This is a genomic window from Roseospirillum parvum, from assembly GCF_900100455.1.
GTDB lineage: Bacteria > Pseudomonadota > Alphaproteobacteria > Rhodospirillales > Rhodospirillaceae > Roseospirillum > Roseospirillum parvum.
Window position 1 is genome coordinate 274039 of sequence record NZ_FNCV01000003.1, and the last position, 23627, is coordinate 297665.

At 69.9% G+C, this 23627-nt stretch carries 28 protein-coding genes and 1 tRNA gene; 5 read left to right on the forward strand and 24 right to left on the reverse strand.

Annotated elements, in window-relative coordinates:
- Positions 1-186: 186 nt before the first annotated feature.
- Positions 187-1359 carry a bifunctional 2-C-methyl-D-erythritol 4-phosphate cytidylyltransferase/2-C-methyl-D-erythritol 2,4-cyclodiphosphate synthase gene (locus tag BLR95_RS06400; protein ID WP_092617114.1) on the forward strand — a complete coding sequence of 391 codons (1173 nt, stop codon included), beginning with the start codon at positions 187-189 and terminating at the stop codon, positions 1357-1359.
- 11 nt (positions 1360-1370) lie between these two features.
- On the opposite strand, the gene cutA is transcribed toward BLR95_RS06400, so the two are convergent.
- On the reverse strand, positions 1371-1685 hold the full coding sequence (gene cutA, locus BLR95_RS06405; protein WP_092617117.1) for a divalent-cation tolerance protein CutA: 315 nt from the start codon (positions 1683-1685) through the stop codon (positions 1371-1373).
- Positions 1686-1769: 84 nt separating this feature from the next.
- Here cutA and BLR95_RS06410 point away from each other — a divergent pair, with 84 nt between their 5' ends.
- Positions 1770-2078 carry a hypothetical protein gene (locus BLR95_RS06410; protein WP_245689312.1) on the forward strand — a complete coding sequence of 103 codons (309 nt, stop codon included), beginning with the start codon at positions 1770-1772 and terminating at the stop codon, positions 2076-2078.
- 15 nt (positions 2079-2093) lie between these two features.
- Here the strand turns inward: BLR95_RS06410 and BLR95_RS06415 are convergent, their stop codons facing one another.
- Positions 2094-3194 (reverse strand): glycosyltransferase family protein, encoded by a 1101-nt coding sequence (locus BLR95_RS06415; RefSeq protein WP_092617120.1) that lies wholly within the window; start codon positions 3192-3194, stop codon positions 2094-2096.
- Between the two features lie 43 nt (positions 3195-3237).
- Positions 3238-4002 carry a putative metalloprotease CJM1_0395 family protein gene (locus BLR95_RS06420; protein WP_092617123.1) on the reverse strand — a complete coding sequence of 255 codons (765 nt, stop codon included), beginning with the start codon at positions 4000-4002 and terminating at the stop codon, positions 3238-3240.
- A 108-nt stretch (positions 4003-4110) separates the two neighbouring features.
- On the opposite strand from BLR95_RS06420, the gene BLR95_RS06425 reads away from it, so the two are divergent.
- Positions 4111-6396 carry a CHASE2 domain-containing protein gene (locus tag BLR95_RS06425; RefSeq protein ID WP_176787672.1) on the forward strand — a complete coding sequence of 762 codons (2286 nt, stop codon included), beginning with the start codon at positions 4111-4113 and terminating at the stop codon, positions 6394-6396.
- Between the two features lie 264 nt (positions 6397-6660).
- Here BLR95_RS06425 and BLR95_RS06430 read toward each other — a convergent pair whose 3' ends face one another.
- From BLR95_RS06430 to BLR95_RS16310, 7 genes are all read right to left on the reverse strand, one after another.
- Positions 6661-8241: a M48 family metallopeptidase gene (locus BLR95_RS06430; protein ID WP_176787675.1), complete on the reverse strand. Its 1581-nt coding sequence runs from the start codon at positions 8239-8241 to the stop codon at positions 6661-6663.
- Positions 8238-8624, reverse strand: a complete 387-nt coding sequence (locus tag BLR95_RS15725; RefSeq protein ID WP_176787677.1) for a hypothetical protein — start codon at positions 8622-8624, stop codon at positions 8238-8240. The genes BLR95_RS06430 and BLR95_RS15725 overlap by 4 nt, the downstream gene beginning before the upstream one ends.
- Before the next feature lie 217 nt (positions 8625-8841).
- Positions 8842-9078, reverse strand: a complete 237-nt coding sequence (locus BLR95_RS06435; protein WP_092617132.1) for a hypothetical protein — start codon at positions 9076-9078, stop codon at positions 8842-8844.
- The gene (locus tag BLR95_RS06440; RefSeq protein WP_092617135.1) at positions 9079-9318 is read right to left on the reverse strand and encodes a hypothetical protein; all 240 of its coding nucleotides are present in this window, start codon (positions 9316-9318) and stop codon (positions 9079-9081) included.
- A gap of 178 nt (positions 9319-9496) precedes the next feature.
- Positions 9497-10246 carry an autoinducer binding domain-containing protein gene (locus tag BLR95_RS06445; protein WP_176787678.1) on the reverse strand — a complete coding sequence of 250 codons (750 nt, stop codon included), beginning with the start codon at positions 10244-10246 and terminating at the stop codon, positions 9497-9499.
- A 183-nt stretch (positions 10247-10429) separates the two neighbouring features.
- A tRNA-Pro gene (locus BLR95_RS06450) sits at positions 10430-10506 on the reverse strand.
- A 163-nt stretch (positions 10507-10669) separates the two neighbouring features.
- Complete coding sequence (locus tag BLR95_RS16310; RefSeq protein ID WP_425438432.1) at positions 10670-11050, reverse strand: MerR family transcriptional regulator; 381 nt, start codon at positions 11048-11050, stop codon at positions 10670-10672.
- Between the two features lie 7 nt (positions 11051-11057).
- Here BLR95_RS16310 and BLR95_RS16315 point away from each other — a divergent pair, with 7 nt between their 5' ends.
- Entirely contained in the window at positions 11058-11408 is a 351-nt protein-coding gene (locus BLR95_RS16315) for a pentapeptide repeat-containing protein (protein ID WP_143130945.1), read from the forward strand.
- Here the strand turns inward: BLR95_RS16315 and ihfA are convergent.
- The 6 genes from ihfA to BLR95_RS06485 form a co-directional block, all read right to left on the reverse strand.
- On the reverse strand, positions 11392-11688 hold the full coding sequence (gene ihfA / locus BLR95_RS06460) for an integration host factor subunit alpha (protein ID WP_092617141.1): 297 nt from the start codon (positions 11686-11688) through the stop codon (positions 11392-11394). The genes BLR95_RS16315 and ihfA overlap by 17 nt on opposite strands.
- A gap of 247 nt (positions 11689-11935) precedes the next feature.
- Entirely contained in the window at positions 11936-12916 is a 981-nt protein-coding gene (locus BLR95_RS06465) for a beta-ketoacyl-ACP synthase III (RefSeq protein ID WP_092617144.1), read from the reverse strand.
- Positions 12916-14061: a phosphate acyltransferase PlsX gene (gene plsX, locus BLR95_RS06470; protein WP_092617148.1), complete on the reverse strand. Its 1146-nt coding sequence runs from the start codon at positions 14059-14061 to the stop codon at positions 12916-12918. The genes BLR95_RS06465 and plsX overlap by 1 nt, the downstream gene beginning before the upstream one ends.
- 114 nt (positions 14062-14175) lie before the next feature.
- Entirely contained in the window at positions 14176-14361 is a 186-nt protein-coding gene (gene rpmF, locus BLR95_RS06475; RefSeq protein WP_092617151.1) for a 50S ribosomal protein L32, read from the reverse strand.
- 130 nt (positions 14362-14491) lie between these two features.
- On the reverse strand, positions 14492-15052 hold the full coding sequence (locus BLR95_RS06480) for a YceD family protein (protein WP_176787680.1): 561 nt from the start codon (positions 15050-15052) through the stop codon (positions 14492-14494).
- A gap of 7 nt (positions 15053-15059) precedes the next feature.
- Entirely contained in the window at positions 15060-15617 is a 558-nt protein-coding gene (locus BLR95_RS06485; RefSeq protein ID WP_092617157.1) for a ubiquinol-cytochrome C chaperone family protein, read from the reverse strand.
- Between the two features lie 172 nt (positions 15618-15789).
- Here BLR95_RS06485 and BLR95_RS06490 point away from each other — a divergent pair, with 172 nt between their 5' ends.
- Positions 15790-16248 carry an outer membrane protein assembly factor BamE gene (locus tag BLR95_RS06490; protein ID WP_092617160.1) on the forward strand — a complete coding sequence of 153 codons (459 nt, stop codon included), beginning with the start codon at positions 15790-15792 and terminating at the stop codon, positions 16246-16248.
- Between the two features lie 5 nt (positions 16249-16253).
- Here the strand turns inward: BLR95_RS06490 and glcF are convergent, their stop codons facing one another.
- The 8 genes from glcF to BLR95_RS06530 all read right to left on the reverse strand — a co-directional run bounded on the left by glcF (position 16254) and on the right by BLR95_RS06530 (position 23456).
- The gene (gene glcF, locus BLR95_RS06495) at positions 16254-17564 is read right to left on the reverse strand and encodes a glycolate oxidase subunit GlcF (RefSeq protein WP_092617163.1); all 1311 of its coding nucleotides are present in this window, start codon (positions 17562-17564) and stop codon (positions 16254-16256) included.
- Between the two features lie 4 nt (positions 17565-17568).
- A complete protein-coding gene (locus tag BLR95_RS06500; RefSeq protein WP_092617166.1) occupies positions 17569-18828 on the reverse strand; it encodes an FAD-binding protein in 1260 nt (419 codons plus the stop codon).
- Between the two features lie 16 nt (positions 18829-18844).
- Positions 18845-20335, reverse strand: a complete 1491-nt coding sequence (locus BLR95_RS06505; RefSeq protein ID WP_092617169.1) for an FAD-linked oxidase C-terminal domain-containing protein — start codon at positions 20333-20335, stop codon at positions 18845-18847.
- Between the two features lie 209 nt (positions 20336-20544).
- The gene (locus tag BLR95_RS06510; RefSeq protein WP_092617172.1) at positions 20545-21162 is read right to left on the reverse strand and encodes a pseudaminic acid biosynthesis-associated methylase; all 618 of its coding nucleotides are present in this window, start codon (positions 21160-21162) and stop codon (positions 20545-20547) included.
- Between the two features lie 87 nt (positions 21163-21249).
- The gene (gene ykgO, locus BLR95_RS06515; RefSeq protein ID WP_092617175.1) at positions 21250-21375 is read right to left on the reverse strand and encodes a type B 50S ribosomal protein L36; all 126 of its coding nucleotides are present in this window, start codon (positions 21373-21375) and stop codon (positions 21250-21252) included.
- A 158-nt stretch (positions 21376-21533) separates the two neighbouring features.
- Positions 21534-22124: a cyclic nucleotide-binding domain-containing protein gene (locus BLR95_RS06520; RefSeq protein WP_092617178.1), complete on the reverse strand. Its 591-nt coding sequence runs from the start codon at positions 22122-22124 to the stop codon at positions 21534-21536.
- Positions 22125-22189: 65 nt separating this feature from the next.
- Positions 22190-22891, reverse strand: coding sequence for an alpha/beta fold hydrolase (locus BLR95_RS06525; RefSeq protein WP_092617180.1), 702 nt, complete (start codon positions 22889-22891; stop codon positions 22190-22192).
- A gap of 28 nt (positions 22892-22919) precedes the next feature.
- Complete coding sequence (locus BLR95_RS06530; RefSeq protein WP_342719713.1) at positions 22920-23456, reverse strand: isochorismatase family protein; 537 nt, start codon at positions 23454-23456, stop codon at positions 22920-22922.
- Positions 23457-23627 lie beyond the last annotated feature (171 nt).

The window sequence follows — 23627 nt, forward strand, 5'->3', positions numbered from 1 at the left end:
TCAATCCACGAATGGAAACCCATCGCGGCGGCCCCCACAAGGCCGGGCGGCCTTGAATCGGAACAATGGGCAAGGCCGGGAGGCCTTGAGACGGGCAATGGGCAAGGCCGGAGGCCTTGCGTCGGGACGCCGGGGCGGGTAAGCGAACCCCCGACACGAACACTCGGCAGCGGGAGCACTTCCCCCATGGCTCTGAAATGCGCGGTTCTGGTGGTGGCGGCCGGGCGCGGCCAGCGATTCGGCGGCGGCCTGCCCAAGCAGTACCGCGACCTGGGCGGCCGCCCGGTGCTGGGCCACAGCCTGGCCACCTTCGCCGCCCATCCCGAGGTGCGTCTGGTGCGCGCCGTCATCCACCCCGACGACCGACCGTTGTACGATCACGCCAGCGCCGATCTGCCGCTGCTCGAGCCGGTGCCCGGCGGGGCCAGCCGCCAGGAGTCGGTGCGCCTGGGCCTGGAGAGTCTGGCCGGCCTCGACCCGGCGCCCGATGTGGTGCTGATCCACGATGGCGCCCGGCCGCTGGTCGATCCGGGGCTGGTGTCGCGGGTCATCGCGGCGCTCACCGAGCACGACGGAGCCATCCCGGCGCTGCCCATGGCCGACACCGTGAAGCGCGCCGACGGCGATGGTTTCTGCCTCGAAACAGTTCCCCGCGAGGCCCTGTGGCGGGCCCAGACCCCGCAGGGCTTCCGCTTCGCTCCCATCCTGGCCGCCCACCGGGCCGCCGCCGGCCGTGAGCTGACCGACGATGCCGCGGTGCTGGAGGCCAATGGCGGCAAGGTCAAGCTGGTGCTGGGGGCGGAGCGCAACACCAAGGTCACCACCTCGGACGACCTGCGGCGTCTGTCGCGCCTCTTCACCGGGGCCGAGGAAATGCGCACCGGAACCGGCTACGATGTTCACAAGCTGGAAGAAGGTGACGGCGTATTCCTTTGTGGAATCAAGATTCCGCATGACCGGAAGCTGGCCGGCCATTCCGATGCCGACGTCGCCCTGCACGCCCTCACCGACGCCCTCTTGGGGGCTATCGGGGCGGGCGACATCGGGCATCACTTCCCGCCGTCGGACGCCCAGTGGAAGGGCGCCGCCTCCGACCAGTTCCTGGCCCACGCCGCCCGGCTGGTCCGTGCCCTGGGCGGGCGCATCGTCAACGCCGACCTGACGGTGGTCTGCGAGGCCCCCAAGGTCGGCCCCCACCGCCCGGCCATGATCGCCCGCACGGCGGAGATTCTCGAGCTGCCGGCGGGTCGGGTCAGCGTCAAGGCCACCACCAGCGAACGCCTGGGCTTCACCGGCCGCGAGGAAGGCATCGCCGCCCTGGCCAGTGTCACCGTCGCCCTGCCGGCGCTGGACGGCTGAGCCCTCCGGGGTCAGGCGGTCTCCTCGCCGATCCAGTCGAGGAACGGCGGGTGCCCGCCCTCGATGGGCAGGGTGATGGCGCACGGGCAGTCGTAGGTGTGGATCTCGGCCAGACGAGCGGTCAGCCGTTCCACCAGATCCTGGCGCGTCTTGGCGATCAGGGCCACTTCCTCGCCATCGGTGACCCGGTCCTGCCAGCGGTAGACCGAGGTCATGGCGCCCAGGATGTTGACACAGGCGGCCAGGCGTTCCTCGACCAGGGTGCGGGCCACTTCCTTGGCCTCGTCGTGGCTGCCGGCGGTCATGTAGACCACGCAGTAGGACATGGACTCCGTCCTCCTCGATCCGTAAGGTTGGCGCGCCGCCTCGGTGTGCGTATCCCCGCCCAACAGACTGGCCGCGCCGACCCCATGTCGTCCACCCCACAGTCCCCAACCGCCCGTGCCGCCCCGTCCAAGGCCCCGCCGCCCGCCGGCAACGGCCGCCCGGGGAGCCCGACTCCGGCCCAGGCGGCGTGGCTGGCCCGCGGCCTGGACCAGCCCGGGGGCAAGCTGCCCCTGTTCGACACCAACGGGCGCAAGGTCAACGCGCGGATGATCCGGGCCTGCCTGGACAAGGGCTGGGCCGAACCGTGGTTCGCCAACCCGGTGAAGCCCGACTGGCTGGTCTGCCGCCTGACCGAGGCCGGCCGGCGCGCCGTCGCCGACCGCCAAGGCTGACCCTGCCCGCTGATCCTACCCCCCGTAGCGGGCGACCAGCGCCTCGGCGATCTGCTCGGCGCCATCAGGCGGTTCCGGGCGCGGCCATGGCGCATCCTGGCGCATCAGGCGGCGCAACAGGCGCCCCACCCGGCCCGGGCCCAGAGCCTCCAGCGACACCATCTCCAGCGGCACATGGCGCGCCGTCCAGGCCAGCAGGCCCTCGGTTTCCGGCCAGTCCGGGCGCTCCTGGCAAAGCACCGGCGTGCCGACCAGCGCCGCCTCGGTCAGCGTGCCGTAGCCCGGCTTGGTGATCACCGCGTCGGCCGAGGCGATCAGGTCGGGCAGCGGACAGCCCTTGTCGTCACCCACGGCGACCATGTGCGGCGGCAAGCGGCGCGGTGTTTCCGGCCCCCGGGGAACGGCGTAGATCCAGCCCGGTTGCTCCGGCCAGGACCACACATCGATGCCCGAGGCCATGCCCCCGAAGGCAACCACGGCCAGCCGGTCCTCGTGGGCGATGCCCAGGGCGGCGCGCAGTTCGGGCCCCCGGGGCCGGCCGCGCCGGCACACCGGGCCGACCGGGACCAGATTGGGCAGGTCGGCCATGGGCAACGCCGGCTGGGGTGCGAAGAAGGCGTCGCAACCGGCGTAGATCTCGCGCATCAGGGCGATCAGGCTGTCCATCCCCGGTTCGTCGCCGCAGTAGGCGTCGAGGATGTCGGCCCAGTGGAACGGCCCCAGCCCCACCGCCGGCACCCCCAGGGCCTGGGCGGCGGCCAGACTCTGCGCCGGGATGCAGCCCAGCACCAGGTCCGGCGCCACGGCCCGGATGCGCCGCGCCTCGGCGACCAGGATGCGCCGCCAGTCGGCCGCCTGATGGCGATAGGCGGCGGCGCTGGCCGCCACCCGGACCCGGGTGGCGCTGTCCATGATCATGCCGAAGTCGCTGCCCTGGGGGATCAGGCGGAAGGGCACCTCCAGCCGGCTGGCCAGCCAATCGGCCGGCAGGTCGCCCTGGATGGTCACATCCAGCCCCGGACGACGGCGGGCCAGGGCATTGATCACCTGACAGGCGATGGCGCCATGCCCCAGGCCGTGCGGGGTGACGGCGCAATACAGGCGCTCCAGGGGCATGGCTTTTGGGGTCCGTGAGCAGGCGGCGGCCGGGGCGGCGGAATCACGCCAGCAGATTGAGCAGGCTGCCCGGCCGGGTCAAGCCCTGCCCGCTGGCGCCGTCGTCGTTGCCCCGCATCGCCAGCCGTTGCTCGGCCAGCACCGCGTCCAGGCGGCCGGGCTGGGGAGTGGCCTCGGACTCCTCCCGCTCGGCGCGCTGTGCCTCGTTCTTCATCCGGGCCAGCTCAGCCTCGGCCTGGGCGGCGACGGCCTCGGCCTGGGCGGCCACGGCGCGATCCTGGGGCGAGGGCTCGGCCGGGGCCAGGGCGGCCCGCTTGATCGCCTCCATCTTGCGGATGGTCGCCTCGGGGTCGCCGTTGACCGCACTGACATCGATCGACACCTCGCCGGCCACCGCGTACTGCCGGCCGTCCGGGCCGGTCACCGTCTGGATGGAGGCCGGGCCGGTATAGGGGCCGCCAGCCGCCTGATGGGCCTGCTCGTGGGCCCGCACCTTGGCGTCGATGCGTTGCAGGCGGGCCACCTCGGCCTTTTCCTCGGGGCTCAGCTCGAAGGGATTGGCGGTGCCGCCCGGCTCGGGGGAGTCGTCCTGCCGCGCCAGACGGTCCACCTCGGCCAGCGTCTCGTCGGCCAGCCGGGCCCGCGACGGTCCGCTCAAGGGAGCCGGGCCGGCGGCTCCCCCGGGGCCGCCCCCCTGCCCCGGCGCCGCCACGTTGTCCGCCACCTTCGGCGCAACCGGAGACCCCACCGGCGCCACCGGCGGCGGCGGTTGAATCGGCTCGGCGGCCAGCGGCAGGATATAGGCCATCGCCTTTCCTCCCGACCTTGGTCAGGCGGAGGGTTCAAGGGTAATATCAGGCGGCCGGAGGGCGCCGACAACCCGCCCGCCTGCCTTCAAGGGGGGGACTCTGCCGCCATGGCCTCGGAAACGCCGACCCGTCTGGGTCGCCTGCGCCGCGCCCTGCTGTCGTTGCGGGCGCTGCGCCTGCTGCTTACCGCCGGGCTGCTGGGCGGCGGCGCATGGCTCACCTGGAGCCAGCCCTATCTGGTTGATTTCACCCGCGAACAGGTCTGGGATGAACTGGTCTCCCGGGCCCCCCGCCAGCCCCCGGCCAACCTCCCCTTCCAGGTGCGGGTGATCGACATCGACGAGCGCAGCCTGGACCGCCACGGCCAGTGGCCCTGGCCGCGCACCCGCATCGCCCGCCTGCTCGACGAGCTGCGCGCCGCCGGGGCGCGGGTGGCGGTGATGGACACCATCTTCGCCGAGCCCGACCGCACCACCCTGGCCCGGGTGATCGACGACCTCTCGGCCGACCTGCCCGACTTTCAAAGCCCGCTGCCACCCACCGCCCTGGCCGCCCTGCCGGACAACGATCAGGTGCTGGTCCGCGCCCTTCGGCGGATGCCCACGGTGCTTGGCTTCAGCGTCACCGAAAGCCCGACCGAGGGCCGCCTGGACAGCCTGCCGCGCATCCGCTTCGACAATCGCCGCCACCAGCGCTATCTGCCGCGCTACGAGGGGAGCGTGGCCAGCCTGCCCGAGTTGCAGGCCGCCGCCGCCATGAACGCCGCCCTGATCATGGTCACCGACCCCGATGGCGTGTTGCGCTGGGTGCCACTGCTGGTGCGGGCCGGGCCCGACAACGCCCCCACCCTGTCCTCGGCCGCCCTGGCCGTGGCCCTCGAGGCTCCCATCGCCGCCCACAGCCGGGATCGGGGGCTGGAGGCGGTCTCCATCGGCGCCTACACCATTCCCACCGACCGCTTCGGACGGATGCGGCTGTATGACAGTGGCAGCCGGCCGGATCGCTATGTCTCGGCGACCGACGTGCTGGACGGCACCCTGCCCGAAGGCGCCCTGGAAAACGCCATCGTGGTGGTCGGCTCCAGCGCCGCCGGCCTCAAGGACATCCGCATCACCGCCCTGGAAGGCGCCGTGCCGGGGGTGGAAATCCACCTCCAGGCGCTGGAGCAAATCCTCGCCGGCCAGTTCCTGACCCGGCCGGACAGCGTACGTCAGGCCGAGCTGGCCGGCCTGATCGCCGTTTCCTTGCTCATGCTCGGGCTGGCCGCCACCCAGGGCGGCGCCGCCCAGGGCGGGCGGCGGAGCGTGCCCATCGCCCCGTGGATGATCGCCGTGATCGCCGCCGGGGGAGTCACCGCCACCGCCCTGTGGGCCTTCCAGACCCGGGGCGTGCTGGTCGACCCGCTGTGGCCGGCCGGCACCGTGCTGCTGGCCGGGCTGGTCGAGCGGCTGATTCTGCTGGCCGAGGTGCACCGCGAGCGCAGCCGCATCCGCAACGCCTTCACCCGCTATCTGGCCCCGGCCCTGGTCGACCGGCTGTCGGCCGACCCCTCCATGCTGCGCCTGGGCGGCGACCGCCGCGACCTGACCGTGATGTTCGCCGACGTGCGCGGTTTCACCGCCATTTCCGAGCGCTTCTCCGACCGCCCGGAAGACCTGACCCGGCTCATCAACCGCCTGCTCACCCCGCTGACCGAGGCGGTGCTGGCCGAGGGCGGCACGGTCGACAAGTACATGGGCGACTGCATCATGGCCTTCTGGAACGCCCCGGTGGACGTGGCCGACCACGCCCGGGCGGCCTGCCGCACCGCCCTTGCCTTCCGCCGCGCCATGGTCGGGATCAATGCCGAACTGAGCCAGGACCCCGGGTTGACCGGCCTGCTCGACGGGTTGGCCATCGGCACCGGCCTGAACAGCGGCACCTGCTTTGTCGGCAACATGGGGGCCGACCAGCGCTTCGACTATTCGGTGATCGGCAACGCGGTCAACCTCGCCTCGCGCCTGGAGGGCCAGTGCAAGACCTATCTGGTCGACGTGGTGGTGGGCGAGGAAACCGCCCGGCTGGCCGGCGACGCCTTCCGCTTCTTCGAACTGGACCGGGTGGCGGTCAAGGGCATGCAGCGCCCAGCCGCCGTGTTCACCCTGCTCGCCGAGGCTCCGCCCGGCGCCGAGCCCGACCTCGACCGCCTGATCGACCGGCAAGGCGCCTTCCTGACCGCCTACCGAAGCCAGGACTGGGACGCCGCCGAGAGCCACCTGGAGGCCCTGAAGGACCACCCCGCCGCCGGCCCCGTGGCCCGCTACCTGGGCATGATGGCCGGCCGCCTCGCCGCCTTCCGCGCCACCCCTCCCGGCACCGACTGGGACGGCACCTTCCGCGCCACCGAGAAGTGATCCGCCGCATCCCGGCGAGACGAGGCAGAGGCAAAGGGGCGCTGCCCCTTTGAACCCCGCTGGGGAGGCCGGGAGGCCTCCCCAGACCCCACCATGAGTCAAAGCCGTGAAGAGGGGGGTATCCGAGCGCGCGCGCTCGGATACCCCCCTCTTCACGGCTTTAAGTCGCGGCGGGGGTCCGGGGGGGCCCCTGGTCCCCCCGGCGGGGGTTCCAAGGGGGCAGCGCCCCCTTGGCTCTGCCGCGTCCCGGCGGGATGTGGGGGATCAGCTTGACGGGATCAGGAACATGCCTTGGCGGTATTGTTCCTCGCTGACCTGGGCCGAGGTCAGGCAGGCCTGGAACATGGCCCGAGTGCCGTCCTGTTCGCAGCGCCTGAGCAGCTTGCCCACCTGATCGGCCTGTCCGCTCCGGCGGTGCACGGTGATGGCGTAGGGCACAATGGTCACCGGGTCGCCGTACACCTGTCGCGCCTTGTCGAGGGTGGCCACGGCGCGGTCGGTGCGGCCCTGCTCCAGTTCCAGTTCGGCCATGTTGCGATAGACAGACCACGGCACCTCGGGATCGCGCATGGCCAACTCCAGGTTCTGGCGCGCCTTGTCGCGCCGCCCCTGCATCTTGCGCACCTCGAAGAAGGCCAGCCGCGGATAGGGCGCGTTCTCGGTCGGGCTGCCGACCGAGGTGCGCGCGGCGGCCAGGGCCGGGTCCACCTCGCCGGCATAGATCTGCTTGCGGGCCTGGGAGGCGGCCTCGTAATGGGCCAGCACGGTGCCGGTCACCCCGCCGCCGTGGATCGCCTTCCAGGCATCCTCGGTGAAGCGGCGGCGGCGGTCGTCGCGATGGAACTGGCGGATGTATTCGCTGACCTGCTCCTTGCGCTCCTCGGCCGAGCGGTGCTCGCGGGCGGTATCCGAGGTGGATATCCAGGCGGCGCCGACCTGGATCAACCCGGCGGCGGCCTCGATGGCATCGCCGGTGCTCATCGAGCCGGTGGCTCCACCCTCGGCCAGCTTCATCACCGAATTGGACAGCGCCTCCTGGTTGGCCGGGTCGTCGAGCACGCTCTGCGCCTCGGCCCGCTCCTCGATCAACTTTTCGTAGGCGATCAGCACGTCCATCACCCGGCTCATGCCGGTGGGATTGTAGCCCGCCTTGGTCATCAGGTCGGTGCCCAGAAAGTCGGCCTGATCCTCCTGGTCGCGGGTCCAGGCCGGGCCGACCACGGTCTCGCTGACCAGATAGACGGCGCGCGCCGCCTGGGTGGTGCTGTTCAGACTGCTGACCACATCCGAACCGGCCATCTGACCGAGCAGCATGGTCGCCCCGTTCAAGGCATTCAGGCCCTTGGCCAGATCATCCTGGGTTTCCAGGAAGCTGTCGCTGTCGTGGTGCCCATAGAGGATGTGCGACAGCTCGTGGCCGAGCACGGCGGCGATTTCGTCCTCGCTCTTGAATTCGCGCAGCAGGCCAAGCGGGATCAGGATGCCGCCCCCCTTGGTGGCCACGGTGGTGAAGTCGTTGTTGGGCAGCACGAAGGCACGGGCCTGACAGTCGGGCCGCGGCGAGGCGGCGACCAGCCGTTTCAGGATGCCGTTCATGTAGGCTTCCAGACGCGGCTCGCGAACCACGCCCAGGCCGAAGTCGACCCGGGCCATCTGCACCGCGTCGGCGCCATCGCCGCCACAGGGACCGGTCGGGGCGTCGGCCGTCATCTCCTCGTAATGGGAGGTGGTCACCTCCGGGCCGCCGTCGGACAGGCCGAGGGACTCGCCGGCCTCGTCCAGGGTCTGGCAGCCGCCCAGGGTGAGCCCGGCGCCAAGGGTCAGGGCAAGGACGAAACGGCTCATTCCGCACACCCCTCGCCCAGGCCGCGCGAGCCGAACTCCACCGTCGAGCCCTTCATCTCGGGCTCGCAGGCGATGTCCAGCGACAGGGTGCGGTCGGTCTCCACATCGTCGGCGATGACCCAGTATTCGGCGCCATTCACCTTGAGCAGCACCATGCCGTTGCCGCTGGCTTTCAGCACCGGGGTCGGGAAGGAAAAGTCGCCGGCACTGGCGGTGCCCACCGGATCGGCCATTTCGTCGGTCGAGGAAAACAGGTCCAGGGGCTCGTAGGCCAAACCGACCACGTTGACCCCGGTGCCCTCGGCCACGGCCGCTCCGCCGGACCACAATGCCGTGCCCACAACGGCCGCCGCCAGGCCGCTCCGCCAGTTGAACATGCGCATGCTTCGGGTTCCTTCCAAATGCGCGCCGGCGGACGTGTCGGACCCGTTCAGGCCGTGCAAACCCGATCAGGCATCCGTGGCCCGCCCCCCGACAGGTCTCCACGGTTTTCGTGATATAGACTAAGGGGCGGACACGTTGTTCTTCAACGCCAATACGCAATCCGGCGCGGGAATGACCCATCGCCGGGCGGCACCGTCCCCCGGTTCCCGACCCAATTCAGCCCGACTCGGAACCGGTCTGGGCGATGGCGCCGACGGCACGCAGCACTTCCTGACAATAGAGGTGGTGTGCCTCCGGCAGGCCGGACGGCGTCGCCAGCCAGAAAGCCAGCACCACCGTGCTGGCGCCACCGCCGAAACGGCCGACCAGATGAGATGCCAGATCGACCAGAAGATCGACCTGGCAGGCCGGCAGGTCGGCGCGGATCGGCTCGCCGGGGGGGGCCGCCGACATCTAGTGTACCTGCCGAGGCGCGGGGTGGAGTGGAGGTGGCTCGCTTTCCGTGCCGGCGGCACGGGCTTCGTGGGCGGCGGTCATCGCCAACTCGATGAGAAACGCCAGTTCCCGGCACGATGGGCAATTCATGGTCAGGGCCATGGTGCGCAGACAGTTGAGGTGCTCGTGGATGAAGGCAAGATCTTCCAGGACCCGGCAATCGCCTGTCGGCGGTTCGTTGTCCATCATCGAGGGCATGGGTCGAACTCTCCACTGGCAACGTTGAAATCGCGGCACACAAAGGGGTGTCCCGCAAGATGGGACACGGAATCGATGTCGGTTCACTCGTCGCAGGGGATCCGTGGCCCCTTCTCCACAGGGTGACGGTGCCTCGGCGGGGCGGCAAAGTCGTAAGAAGTTACGATGCCATCCCGCCTCACGGTTCGATCAGCCCCAGGCGCAGGGCCTTGGCCACCGCCTGGGGCTTGGAGAAGCTGTCCAGCTTGCGCAGCGCCTTGTAGGTGTGATGCAGCACCGTGCGTTCGCCGATGCCCAGGATCAGGCTGATTTCGGCGGCCGTCTTGCCATCGGCGGTCCAGGTCAGGACCTCGCGCTCGCGCGGGCTTAAAGAGGGGCTGGACGGGGCCAGGGTTCCCTCCAGGCCAGCCAACAGCGGCTGAAGATGCAGGCTGAACAGATGCAGGGCGTGGGCCTGCTCGGCGACCAGACGCTTGAAATCCGCCGGCCCGGCGCGCGAGATGACCGACATCAGCGCGAACTCCCCGCCCGGCCCGTAGACCGGCAGGGTGACCCCGCGTCGCACCTGATGATCGCAGGCGGCATTCAGGAAACCGCGCGTCGGGTCGGCATGGGTTTCGGCCAGTTGCTCGGCGTCCCAGGCGTAGGGCAGCCGGCGGCGCAGGGTTTCCACCACCACCGGATCGATGGCGCCGAAGTCCTCGCTCAGGTAGGTCGCGACCCAGTCGGGGGGAAAGCGGTTCAGGAACAGCGGCGGCACGGCCCACATGTCGTGCCCGCCGCGCCGGGGATTGAAGGCCCGCCCGCTGAACCACGCATAGCCGTCGAACCCGGCGCCGCCAATCAGATCGGCCAGCCAGCGCTCCAGACGCGGCACGGCCTCGTCCGTGGGCGTCGCGTCGACCAGCGAGCCCAACCTGTCGGCCATTTCGGCAGGATTGATCAGGAGGTTTCGGCCCATCGTCCAGCGCCCCTCCCGAGCGTGGCGAGGCGCCGCTGGCGCCGCCGGCGGCACCGTATCGTGCCGTCGGAAACCACCTTCAACGCCGATCAGAAAGCCCCCAGACCACAAGAGGATGATGGTCCCGGCTGATCGGCGTCAAGGCGGAAATGGTCGGAGCGACTGGATTCGAACCAGCGACCCCTTGACCCCCAGTCAAGTGCGCTACCAGACTGCGCCACGCTCCGACCTCATGGTGCCCGCCACCTCGCCCCGGCTGCCCCATTCGATCACTCAAACAGGGGAGCGGTGGACTTGGCGGCGGCGCCAAGGGGGCGCACTATAGCCGCCGTCCCGGGGCGACGCAACACGCCATTTGGCGCCTTTTTGCGGCTTTTCACGCGGCCCCGTTCAAGGCGCCACGGCTCGCCCAAGAAGACCCTTCAGGTCTTCCAGTTCGGCCACCACCTCGGCCAGGATGCGGCGCGTGTCGGCGTCCATCGGCGCGGCCTGACGGGGCGCCGACGCCTCGGATGGGCTTTCCGGGACACCGGCCATGGGATCGACCGGCTGCTCGAGCAGGGCCTTCACGCCCCGTTCGGCAAGCAGCTTCTGAACCCCGCGGATGGTCAGGCCGTCATCATGCAACAGGGTCTGGATGCGGCGCAGCAGGGCCACATCCTCGGGCCGGTAGTAGCGCCGCCCGCCGCCCCGCTTCAGCGGCTTGACCTGGGTGAACTTGGTTTCCCAGAAGCGCAGGACATGCTGCGGCACCCCCAGGTCGTCGGCCACCTCGCCGATGGTCCAGAAGGCGTTGGCTGACTTCTCTCGGGCAGATTTCTCTCGGGCCGACTTCTCCCGGCTCGCCTTCTCGCGGGCCGGCTTCTCCGGTGCCGCCTTTTCGTGGCGGAGGTTGGACGGGTCATCGGCCGAGCCAGCCACCGTCGGGGCCACCGTCGGGGTCACCTTGACGAGCGGCGGCGACGCCTCCTCGGTCGTGTCCCGGGGCGTTTCAGGGGGGGTGGTCAGGGCACTTCGATCGCCGGGCATTCACCGTACGCCTGGTTCAGAGCCTTTACGGCCCAATGGGTTGATCGGCCTTTCTCACGTGGCTGATGAGCGCGGTCCCGCCGTCATGCCTTGGCGTTGATGCGCCCCTTCAGCAACTGCGAAGGCCGAAAGACCAACACGCGGCGGGGCAGGATGGGCACTTCCTCGCCGGTCTTGGGGTTGCGCCCCACCCGCTGGCCCTTGCGCCGCACCGAAAAGCTGCCGAAGGAGGAGATTTTCACCACCTCTTCCTGGACCAGGGCCTGGGAAATCTCATCCAGCACCATTTCCAGCAAATCGGCCGACTCGTTGCGTGACAGGCCGACCTCCTGATAGATGGCCTCGCTGAGCTGGGCCCGGGTAATGGTTCGCTCCGACATGCTTTGTGCATCTCCCCCTGTGTCAGGCTCGATCAGCGGCAGTTTGCCTCGATCCACCCGCGTTGCCCCGAAAACAGCCGTGCGGCTCACCGCTCGCGGCGTCGCTCGCGGCGTTGTGCAAGGGCGCGGGCACAGCCAAGCGCGCCTCCCTCCCACTGGAGTCGGGAGAGAACCGTAGCCTGACGGAGGAAACCCGTCAATATCAGAGCCTTGAAGAGGGGTTTTTGAGAGCCGCGATTGACTCGTTTCAGACTCGTAACAGAGCCGAAGCCCAAGTGAATCCGCCTCCCATGGCCTCGAACAGAACCAGGTTCCCGGGCTGGATTCGGCCATCCCGCACGGCCTCGGAGAAGGCCAGGGGAATCGAGGCGGCCGAGGTGTTGGCATGACGATCCACCGTCACCACCACCCGCTCGGCGGGAATACCCAGCTTGCGGGTGGTCCCCTCGATGATCCTCAGGTTGGCCTGATGGGGCACCACCCAGTCCACCTCGCCGGCCGCGACGCCGGCGCTGTCGAGCGCCTCGCGCGCCACCTCGGCCAGCTTGACCACGGCATGGCGGAAAACCTCGCGGCCCTCCATCTGCACCGTGCCGGCGGTGCCGGTGGTCGACACACCACCATCGGTGTACAGCAGGTCGTGGTGGCGCCCGTCGGAATGCAGGTGGGTGGTCAGCACACCCCGGTCGGCCGGGGTGCCCGTGCCCTCGCCGGCTTCCAGCAGCATCGCCCCGGCGCCGTCGCCGAACAGCACGCAGGTCCCCCGATCCTCCCAGTTGAGGATGCGCGAGAAGGTCTCCGCCCCGATGACCAGGGCGGTGCGCGCCTGACCGGAGACCAGGAAGCGGTCGGCCATCGCCAGGGCATAGACGAAGCCCGAACAGACCGCATGCACATCGAAGGCGAAGGCCCGCGGCCCGGTCGCCCCGAGCATGGCCTGGACCCGCACCGCGGTGGCCGGAAAGGTGTGGTTGGGGGTCGCGGTGGCGACGATGATCAGATCGACATCCTCGCCCTTGCGGCCGGCCTGCTCCAGGGCCTGGCGGGCGGCGGCGGCGGCCATGTCGGCGGTGGTCTCGCCCTCGGCCGCGATGTGGCGCTGGCGAATGCCGGTGCGCTCCCGAATCCAGTCGTCGCTGGTCTCGATCTGTCTGGCGAGGTCGTCGTTGGTCATCACCCGGGCCGGGAGATACGCTCCCGCCCCGATCATCCGGGATCTTGGCACCATCAGCGTTCGGCCGCCTTACGCTCGCTCCCGGCGGCAGCGACCCTGGGCTCGGCCCCCGGCCCGGGAATCACCTTGGAATTTTCGCCCAGTTTGGAACTGTTGCCCAGTTCCGGCCCCACCTCGCCGTGCGGGGCGTGCAGATGCCTGAACTCCTCGCGGATGCGGTCGTTCAGGCCCTGCGAGATCAGGTCGATGGCCACCCCGACCGCGTTGGCGAAGCCCAGCGCGTCGGTGCCGCCATGGCTTTTCACGGCGATGCCGTTGAGGCCCAGCAGCATGGCGCCGTTGTAGCGCCGGGGGTCGGCCCGCATGCGCACCTTGTGCAGGGCCCGGCTGGCCAGCAGGTAGCCCAGCTTGGCGACCAGCGAACTGGCGAAGGCCTCGCGCAGGTAGGACGAATAGAGGCGCGCCGTGCCCTCGACCGACTTCAGGGCAACGTTGCCGGTGAAGCCGTCGGTGACCACCACGTCGACCGTGCCCTTGCCCAGGTCGTCGCCTTCGACAAAACCCTTGAAGTCAAGCGACAGGTCGCTTTCCTCGCGCAGGGTGTTGGCCGCCTGACGCAGCGCCTCGGTGCCTTTCAGGTCTTCCGAGCCGACGTTCAGCAGGGCGATGGTCGGCCGCTCCAGACCGAGCAGGACGCGCGCGAAGACCTCGCCCATGATGGCGAACTCGATCAGGTTGTTGGCGTCGCACTCGGTGTTGGCGCCCAGATCCAGCATCACGCTTTCGCCGCGGATGTTGGGCATCAGCGAGGCGATGGCCGGCCGGTCAATGCCCGGCAGGGTGCGCAACTGGAACTTGGCCAGGGCCATCAGGGCCCCGGTGTTGCCCGCCGAGACAACGCCGGCGGCGCGCCCTTCCTTGACCGCCTCGATGGCCAGCCACATGCTGGTCTGACGGCCCCGGCGCAGCACCTGCGAGGGCTTGTCGTCGTTGCTCACCGCCTGATCGGTGTGGACGATCTCGGTCACCTCGCCGAGGCCGGCCTTGTCGACCAGCGGACTCAACCGGGCCTGATCGCCGAACAGCAGGTAGCGCACCGCCGGGTAGCGGACATGGGCCTTCTTCAGCCCTTCCACCACCATGGTCGGGGCGTGATCGCCGCCCATGGCGTCCAGCGACAGGGTGAAGCCCGAGGTCACGACAACACAGCTCCCGGCAGCGGAGACACGACGAGGCATGGCGCGAGCAGTCCCCCGCCCTCCCGGCTGAGAGGGCTGGCGAGACTGCGACGACGCCCCATGCCGCGATGATCCTTACGCGGCTTCCTCGGTGGAAACCACCTCGCGACCGTCATAATGCCCGCAGGCCGGGCAGACGTGGTGCGGCCGCTTCAGCTCCCCGCAATTGGCGCACTCGCCATAGCTGGCGGCGGGCAGGGCATCGTGGGCGCGGCGCATGTTGCGCTTGGATTTGGAGACTTTTTTCTTGGGGACAGCCATGACGCAAAATGTGTCCTGTGACAGGAGTCGGTACGAAAGGTGTGGACGGAGCCCGCTTATTTAACGGATTGCCCGGCGCCCCGCAAGCCAAACCCTGGGCCAATCGGGTGTATTCCAAAAGGCTCGGGACTCAACCGTCGGAGCGAAGCCGGGCCAGGGCCGCGAATGGCCCCTTCCCGCCCGACGCCGAGTCCGCCTCTTCCGGGGGGTCGGGGTCGCCCAGGGGAGCCGGCGGCTCGGCCTCGGCGGCGCGCGGGAAGGGGTCGAGGCCCAGCGACAGATGCTCCAGCACGATGGCCGACAGATCGACACTGTCGCCGACCAGGGTCTCCGGCGGGTCGTCGCCGGTCGGCTCGATGTCCGGCGCCCCTCCCCGGTCGGCCCGCCCCGGCGGCACGAACCGCACCCGGAAGGCCTCGTCCACCTGACCGGTGACCGGAGCCAGACTGACCACACAGGTCTGGACCACCCGGGCCTGCACCCGGCCGCTGACGGTGAGTCCCCGGCCACGCGGCTTCAGCTCGGCCTCGACGCTCAGCCGGTCGATGGCCGGCAGATCGAGAAAGGCGGCGACCCGGGCCCGGGTCTCGGCATCGGCCTTCAGGCGCACCACGCGCCCGTTGCCCGGCAGGTCGGTCACCGTGACCGGCGGACAAAGCACCGGTGGCGGGATTTCGGCGGAGCGGGTCATGGCAATCTCACGCCTCGGGCGCGGCGGGGAAATCCACCTCGCCGGCCAGCAGGGCGTCCAACGGCTGGGTTTCCAGGTGACGCACCGACTGGCGGGCATAGGCAGCCACCCGGGCCACCTGCTCGGCCGACACCGACTCGGCGCTGCGGTACAGGTTGCGGAACAGGACATCGCTCAGCGGGCCATCGATGGTTTCCGACAGCGCCGCGTCATAGGCGGCAAGGCGGCCGGAAAAGGCGGCCGACATGCGCTTCACCTTGCGCGCGATGCTCATGTCGCCGACCCCCATCTCGCGCAGCGACTGGTCCATGTCGACGAACAGGCGGTCGTACAGCGCCTGGGAAACCACGCCCGCCGCCGCGCCGCGCCCCTTCAGGCGATGCATCACCAGGGTGGCGTGCAGGGCGATCATGTCGAAGCGGCCGTCCAGGGTGTCGGCCACCCCGCAGACGGTATAGAATCCGGGCTGGCGGGCCTGGGCGACCACCGCCGCGTAAAGCCGGTCGGCCGCCTCGCGGATCGCCCTGCGGGCTTGTCGACGTTCCTGCCAGCGTCGCCAGATCATCGTCGGGAAGGTCCTGTCATCAAGGGAATCGGAAAAGCGATGGGCCTGACATACGCCATCGCCCGGGGGCCCGGCAAGCGTCGGCCGCCCGGCATCCGCGAGGGGGCTTGGTGGCGATACCCGGGCAGTGCTATCTAGGGGGCTTGCAACCCCCCTGCCAGCGGACCCGCCCATGCCGTCTCGCCCGCCCGTTCTTTCCGTCGCCACCGTCGTCCTGGCTCTCGGCCTGACCCTGGGCGCCTGCGCCCAGGATGTGGTGCCGCGCGGCAACGAGCCCAACCCGGACATGCTGACCCAGATCAAGCCCGGCGAGGTCGGCCGGCGCGAGGTGGCGGCCCTGCTCGGCACGCCCTCGACGCGCAGCGCCTTCGGCCAGGAAACCTGGTACTACATCAGCTCCAAGACCGCGCAGTGGGCCTTCATGGAGCAGGAAGAGTTGGATCGCCAGGTGGTCGCCATCGATTTCGACGAGAAGGGTGTGGTCAGCCAGGTGCGCACCCTGGGCCTGGAGGACGGCCAGCAAGTCGGTCTGGTCGACCGGGAGACCCCGACCCATGGCAACGAGCTGAGCCTGATCCAGCAGTTGCTGGGCAACGTCGGCCGCTTCGGCGACACCAGCGGCGAGCAGTAGAACCGCTACACCCCGACCGGGCGCGGACCGCCGGTCGCCCAGTCGAGCAACTCCACGGTGTGAACCAGGGTCAGGTCACTGTCCCGATCCAGATGGGTCAGGCAGCCGATGTTGCCAGCCGCCACCACGCGGGCCCCGGTGGCCTGAAGGTTGGCCAGCTTGCGGGCCTTGAGGCGGCCGGACAACTCGGGCTCGAGCACGCTGTAGGTGCCGGCCGAGCCGCAGCAGATGTGCCCCTCCGCCACCTCGCGCACCTCGAATCCGGCCGCCTTCAGCAGGTCGCGCGGTGGCGCCTTGATCTGTTGGCCGTGCTGCAGCGAGCAGGCGGCGTGGTAGGCCACCGGCATTCCCGGCGCGATGACCGGCGCCTTCAAGCCCCCCTCGCCCAGGATATCAGCCAGCACCTCGGACACATCGCGGGCCAGCCCGGCGATGCGCCGGGCCGCCTCGGCCAGTTCCGGATCGTCGGCCAGCAGATGCCCATAGTCCTTGACCGTGGTCCCGCAGCCCGAGGTGTTGATGACCACGGCATCCAGGCCACCACCCTCCAGTTCCCGGGTCCAGGCAATGACGTTGGCCCGGGCCAGGGCGCGGGCCTTGTCCATCTCGCCCATGTGCTGGACCACGGCGCCGCAGCAGCCGGCCCCCTTGGCGACCACCACCTCGACGCCATGGCGGGTCAACAGGCGCACCGTGGCCTCGTTGATCTCGGGCCTCAGGGCCGGCTGGACGCAGCCGGTGAGCAGGGTGACCCGCCGGGTGCGTTGACCCTCGGCCGGGAACACTCCGGGCCGCGAGGCCGGGCCGGCCGCCGGCACCGTCTTCGGGGCCTGATCCATCAGGGCCTGCATCGGCTCGGGCAGCCGGGGCTTCAGGGCCGAGGTCACGGGGCCGGCGGCGCGCGACAGGGCCAGCGCGGCGCGGAAGCGGTTTTCGTGGGGCAGGATGCGGACCAGGGCCTGACGCAGCAGGCGTTCCGACCGCGGCCGCTCGTAATTGCGGGCGATGAAGGCCCGGCCCTGCTCCAGAAGGTGCATGTAATCGACCCCCGAGGGGCAGGTGGTCATGCACGACAGGCAGGTCAGGCAGCGGTCGATGTGGCGCACCACGTTTGGGCTGGGCGCGGTGTCCTTCTCCAGCATCTGCTTCAACAGGTAGATGCGGCCGCGCGGGCTGTCCAACTCGTCGCCCAGCAGCAGGTAGGTGGGACAGGTGGCGGTGCAGAAGCCGCAGTGCACACAGGTCCGGAGGATGTCGTTGGCCTGGCGCAGCATCGGCTCGCGGGCCAGCCGGTGGTCGGGGAACTCGGTCTTCATGGGGTCACTCTTCCGGCTGCTCGGCGATCAGGCGCCCGCGATTGAGGATCAGGCGCGGATCGAAGCCCAGGCGCAGGCGCCGCGACAGGGCGGCGGTCACCCGGTCCTCGGGCTGGAACACCGCCACCCGGGCCCGCAAGGCTTCCGGGCCGCGCAGCAGCAGGGCGTGGCCGCCGCCGTGCTCGGCCAGCGCCCGGCGGATCGGTCCGGCGCCGCCATCGCCCTGCGCGGTGTCGCCCGGCACGGCCAGCCAGACGAGGCCGCCGGCCCAGTCGTAGAGCCCCCGGGTGCCGGGCAGCCGCTGGACAATGGCATGGGCGATCTCCGGGCCCCGCATGGGGGTCACCGAGAGCCGCCAGATGAGCCCCTCGGCCGGCTCGGCGAGCAGGGTGGCGTCGCGGATTTCCTGCCACAGGGTGGCCCCCTGGGCGTCGTGGATGTCCTCGGCATCGGCCGACAGGTCGGCCAGATCGGTCTTCAGGCCGCCGGCCCGATGGGCCACCGAGGGCCCCGGGCCCTCCACCTTGAGGGCGGTGACGGCCCGCCCCTCGGCCCCCGCCCGGGCCACCGCCGCCACCTTCGACAGCGCCGCCACCCCGGCCGGCAGGTGGGCCGCGGCGGCCACCTCATGCGGTCCGCCCATGGCCCGTGACAGGGCGCGCACGCCCAGGCCGTCGGTGAGGCCAAGCAGCAGCACGGTCCGACTGGTCTCGGGCAGCGGCTGGACCTTCAGGGTCAGCTCGGTCAGCACGCCCAGGGTGCCCCAGGAGCCGGCCATCAGCTTGCACAGATCAAAGCCGGTGACGTTCTTCATCACCCGACCGCCGGCCTTGTAGGCCTCGGCCCGCCCGGAGACGGCCTTGTAGCCCAGCAGGTGGTCGCGCGGCGCCCCGGCCGACAGGCGGCGCGGCCCGCCCAGGTTGGGCACCACCATCCCGGCCAGCGTCCCCCGCCCCGCCGGTCCGCCGAGCAAAGCACCCAGGTCGGGCGGATCGAAGGCCAGACGCTGCCGCTCGGCGGCCAGGGCGGCCTCGATCTCGGCCCGGGGCGTGCCGGCGGCGGCCCTTAAGACCAGTTCCGCCGGCTCGTACAGGCTGATGCCGGTCAGCTTCGAAAGATCGAGCCTGGACTCGGCTTCCATGGGTCGGCCAATCGCCCGTTTGCTGCCCTGGCCGACCACCTCGAGCGGCGTTCCGGCGGCCAGGGCCTGGGCCACGGCGTCCACCACCTGGTCGGCGGTGGCGGGCTTCAGGGTTTCGGACATGCGGGAAGCCTTATTCCTAGAAACGCGGCAAATCGGGGAACGGCATCCGTCCGCCCGACACATGCAGGCGGCCCAGTTCGGCACAATTGTGCAATTCCGGGAACATCTTGCCCGGGTTGAGCCGGTGCCGGGGGTCGAAGGCGCATTTCACCTGTTGCTGGTGGGCCAGATCGACCGGTTCGAACATCACCGGCATCAGGTCGCGCTTTTCCACCCCGACGCCGTGTTCGCCGGTCAGCACGCCGCCCACCTCGACGCACAGCTTCAGGATCTCGGCCCCGAAGGCCTCGGCCTTTTCCAGGTCGCCCGGGCGGTTGGCGTCGAACAGGATCAGGGGGTGCAGGTTGCCGTCGCCGGCGTGGAAGACATTGGCCACGTCGAGGCCGTATTCGGCCGACATCTGGCGCATGCGGCCCAGCACATGGGGCAACTGGTGGCGCGGGATGGTGCCGTCCATGCAGTAATAGTCGGGGCTGATCCGCCCGACCGCCGGAAAGGCCGCCTTGCGCCCGGCCCAGAAAGCCTGGCGTTCGGCCTCGTCGGCCGAGACGCGCAGCGAGTTGGCCCCCTTGCCCCGGGCGATGGCGGCCACCTGCTCGATCAGGTGCTCGACCTCGGCTTCGGGGCCGTCCAGCTCGCAGATCAGCAGGGCCTCGGCGTCCAGCGGATAGCCGGCATGGCAGAACGCCTCGGCGGCGTGGATGGCCGGGCGGTCCATCATCTCCAGCCCGGCCGGAATGATGCCGCCGGCGATGATGGCGGTGACGGTGTCGCCGGCCGCCTCCGACGACTCGAAGCCCATCAGCAGGGCGCGTGCCGTGGCCGGCGTGGGCAACAGGCGCACGGTGACCTCGGTGACCACGCCCAGCAACCCTTCCGAGCCGGTGATCACCCCCATCAGGTCGTAGCCCGGGCTGTCCAGGTGCTTGCCGCCCAGGCGGATCACCTCGCCCTCGATGGTGACGAACTCCAGGCCCAGCAGGTTGTTGGTGGTCAGGCCGTACTTCAGGCAATGCACCCCGCCCGAGTTCTCGGCCACGTTGCCGCCGATCGAGCAGGCGATCTGGCTCGAGGGATCGGGGGCGTAATAGAACCCCTGCCCGGCCACGGCGGTGGAAATGGCCAGATTGGTCACCCCCGGCTGAACCACGGCGCAGCGGTTCTCGAGGTCCACCTCGAGGATGCGGTTGAACTTGCCCAGGCCCAGCGTGATGCCATCAGCCAGCGGCAGCGCCCCGCCCGACAGCGAGGTGCCGGCCCCGCGCGGCACCACCTTGACCCCGGTCTCGTGGCAGTATTTCAGCACCTGGGCCACCTGCCGGGTGGTCTGGGGCAGCACCACCACCAGCGGCAGTTGGCGGTAGGCTGTCAGGCCGTCGCACTCATAGACCGCCAGTTCGTCGGGGTCATGGATCACCCCGCCCGGCTCGGGCACCATGCGCCTGAGCTCGTGGACCACCGACAGGCGGCGGTCCAGGGTGGTGGCGTCGGGCTCGGGCATGCGCATGGGGGGACCTCGGCGGGCAAAGATGAGGTTCGCCGAACGGCCTTGAAGGAACGCCGTGCGACCCAGTAGGCCGCCAGTATGGCCAGAAAATCCAGCAGCAACAACAGGCTGTCGCAACTTGGAAGCGGGATCGTCGCCCCGCCTACCGGACGACCGGAGAGTCTGTCCCGGCCAGTGGCGGGCTGCCCCGTGTCACCCCAGGGGGAATATCAGTCGTGCCGGCGCAGGACGAACCAGGTCAGGTCGTCCTGCGGGAAGGCCGGATCGCGTTTCCAAACGAACCCATAGTCGACCAGTTCCATGTCATCGAAACGGTCGAGAAACTCGCCGGCAAAATCGCGCTTGAACAGCTTCTCCCGGTGGCCCCGGTAGGTCACTTCAACCGGGGTGGGATTGTAGTACTCGGCGATGACGACATAGCGACCGGCGGCCTGGTGAAGAGTGTCGTAAACCCCCGGCAGCGCCGACGGATCGACATGGATCAGAAAGCCTTTGGTGATGACCAGGTCGTAAAGGCCATCGGGCTCCCACTCCAGAGCCGACTGGTTGATGGCGCGCACATTCGGCACCCGACCCAACTCGGCCGCCGCGCCGGCCTGAATCTCCACCCCGGTCATCCGGGACTCGGGGCTCAGGACGTTGATCGCCCGCAGGTTCTGACCCACGTTGGCGCCCAATTCCAGAACGCTGCCAGGCACCCCGGTCAGTTCCAGAATGCGTGACCAGAAGGCCACATTCGCACTGCGGAACTTGGTCGACCGCTCAGTATAGGCCACACCGAACTCGCCGGCCCAGAAGGCTTCCTGCTCGGTCTTATAACGCGTCATCGGCGGTTCTCAAATCAGGGCACCCTTTGCGCTGGCGCCCGGCAAACCGCCGGGGCCACGTCGCGCGGAGCGTGCAACCCAGTCGGCTCAGCCCTGGCGGGCCTTCATCCGGGGGTTCTTCTTGTTGATCACGAAAACCCGGCCACGGCGGCGCACCACGCGGCAGTTCTTGTCCCGGGTCTTGGCCGATTTCAGGGAGTTGCGGACCCGCATCGGGGAGATCCTTCTTGCTTGCTTCGTTACGGCAACAGAAAACCGGGGCCGCCGACCCAAGGGGCCGGCGGCGCCGAAATGAGGAGCGCACCCTAGTCAGCGCCGCCTGCCCTGTCAACGAGCTTCACGCGCCCAGGGGAATCCCGGGGCCGGCGCCCCTATTCCGGCAGGGCCCCGGGATCGGGAATGACGTCGGCCCGCCGCTCCAGTTTGCGCGCGACGTGGCGGGCGGACAGCTCGGTCAGGCGCCTGACGGTGGCGTCCAGCTCGCCCAGTTCGCGCAGCATCTCGTTGGACAGCTCGTCCATGCCGACCAGATTGACACACTGGCGCAGGCTGTCCGAGTGCCCCTCAAGCACCTTCACGAAATCTGCGATGCTGCGCGGCCGGGTCATGTAGACGGCGTGCACGTTGCGCAGGTTTTCCATCAGGATGTCGATCAGGGCACGGATGAACGGGTCGGCCCGACCCAGCTTGTCCTGCACCACCCGGCCCGGGATGCGCACCAGGACCGAGGCCTCCAGCGCCACCGCCGAGGCCATGCGCGGCGAACCATCGACCACCGCCATCTCGCCGAAGATCGAGCCCTTGTGCAGGGTGCCCAGATGAACCTTGCGGCTGTCCACCTGCTTGTAGATGGCCACCTTGCCGCTTTCCACCAGATAGGCGGCATCGCCGGGGTCGTTCTGGCGGAAGATGGTGGCGCCCTCCGGGAAGGGGCGACGTTCGAGCAACGGGTCACGGAACATCGGCGACGCCCCTTCTGCAAGGCCCGGCCGGCGGGAGAGACAGGCCGGCCATCAAACGACCGGCATCACGGCCCGGTCAGCCACAGGCGCATCAGGGCGGTGACCGCCACCGGCTGCTCCAGCGGCGACAGGTGGCCGCACGCCTCGATGATGGCCAGACGGGCCCCGGGGATGCCGTCGGCCATCTCCTGGTGCACCTTGGGCGGCGTCAGGGCATCCTCGCGGCCGCACAGGACCAGGGTCGGCACGTCGATGGCGCCCAGTTCGGGGCGGCTGTCCGGACGCTCCAGCAGGGCCCGCTGCTGGCGCACGAAGGTTTCGGCGCCGACCCGCTCGGCCATCGCGTCGACCTCGGCGTTCAGGGCCGCGTCGGCCATGCGGTCCGGGTGGATCAGGAATGGCCGGGTGGTGCGCACCGCCTTCTCGAAGCCGCCGCCCTCGGTCATCTCGATCAACTGGCGGCGCTGCTCCTTCTGTTCGTCGCGGTCGGCCCGGGCGTTGGTGTCGAGCAGGCACAGCCGGCTGACCCGCTCGCGGGCCTGACGCAGCACCGCAAAGGCGATGTAGCCGCCCATGGACAGGCCAGCCAGGGCAAAGCGCGGCGGCGCGGCGGCCAGCAGGTTGGCGGCGATCTCGTCAACCGTCGTGCCGGCGGCCGCATCGGCGATGGTGATGTCGGCCACCTCGGCCAGCGGCTCGACCTGCCGGGCCCACAGCCCGTGATCACACAAAAGCCCGGGAACGAGCACCAGCGGCGTTTTTTCCATTGCGAACGTTTCCTTGTTTGACAACAGGTTATTTGATCAGCTTCTGCATTTCCTTGAAGGCCGGATGACGCGCGTCGCCCAGCCATTCGAAGAGCACCATCTCCACCGTCACCAGGTCCACCCCGGCCCGGGCCAGACGTTCCAGGGCCGCCGCCTGGCTCTCCGGCTGGCGCGACGACACCGCATCGCGCACCACCCGGGTGGCGTAGCCCATGCGGTGCAGGTCGAGCGCCGTCTGGGTGACGCAAACGTGGGCCTCGATGCCGGCGATGACCACCCCGGGCCGGCCCAGCTGCTCCAGGCGGCGCAGGATCGACGGCTCGCCGGCGCAGGAGAAGGTGGTCTTTTCCAAGAAGGCGTCGGGCTCGGCCAATTCGCGCAGGTCGATCATGGTCGGCCCCAGGCCCTTGGGGTACTGTTCGCTGACCAGCACCGGCACGCCGACCAGCGCCGCCCCCTTCATCAGACGCTGCCCGTTGACCAACACCCGGCGCGGGTCGTCCATCACCGGGGCCAGCTTTTCCTGCACATCGACCATCAGCAGCACGTCGCGTGCATGGTCCATCAGCATTGGTTCGTCTCCTGACTGAATGGCAACGGCAAAGACGCCATGACGGGTGGCGAAGCTAGCGCAGATTGCGAGGTGGAGAAACCATCTTCCCCCGCTCACGCGGGCCGCCCGGCCTTGATCGCGCCGGCCGTCCGGCCGTGGCACCCGGGACACGCCCAGCGCGGA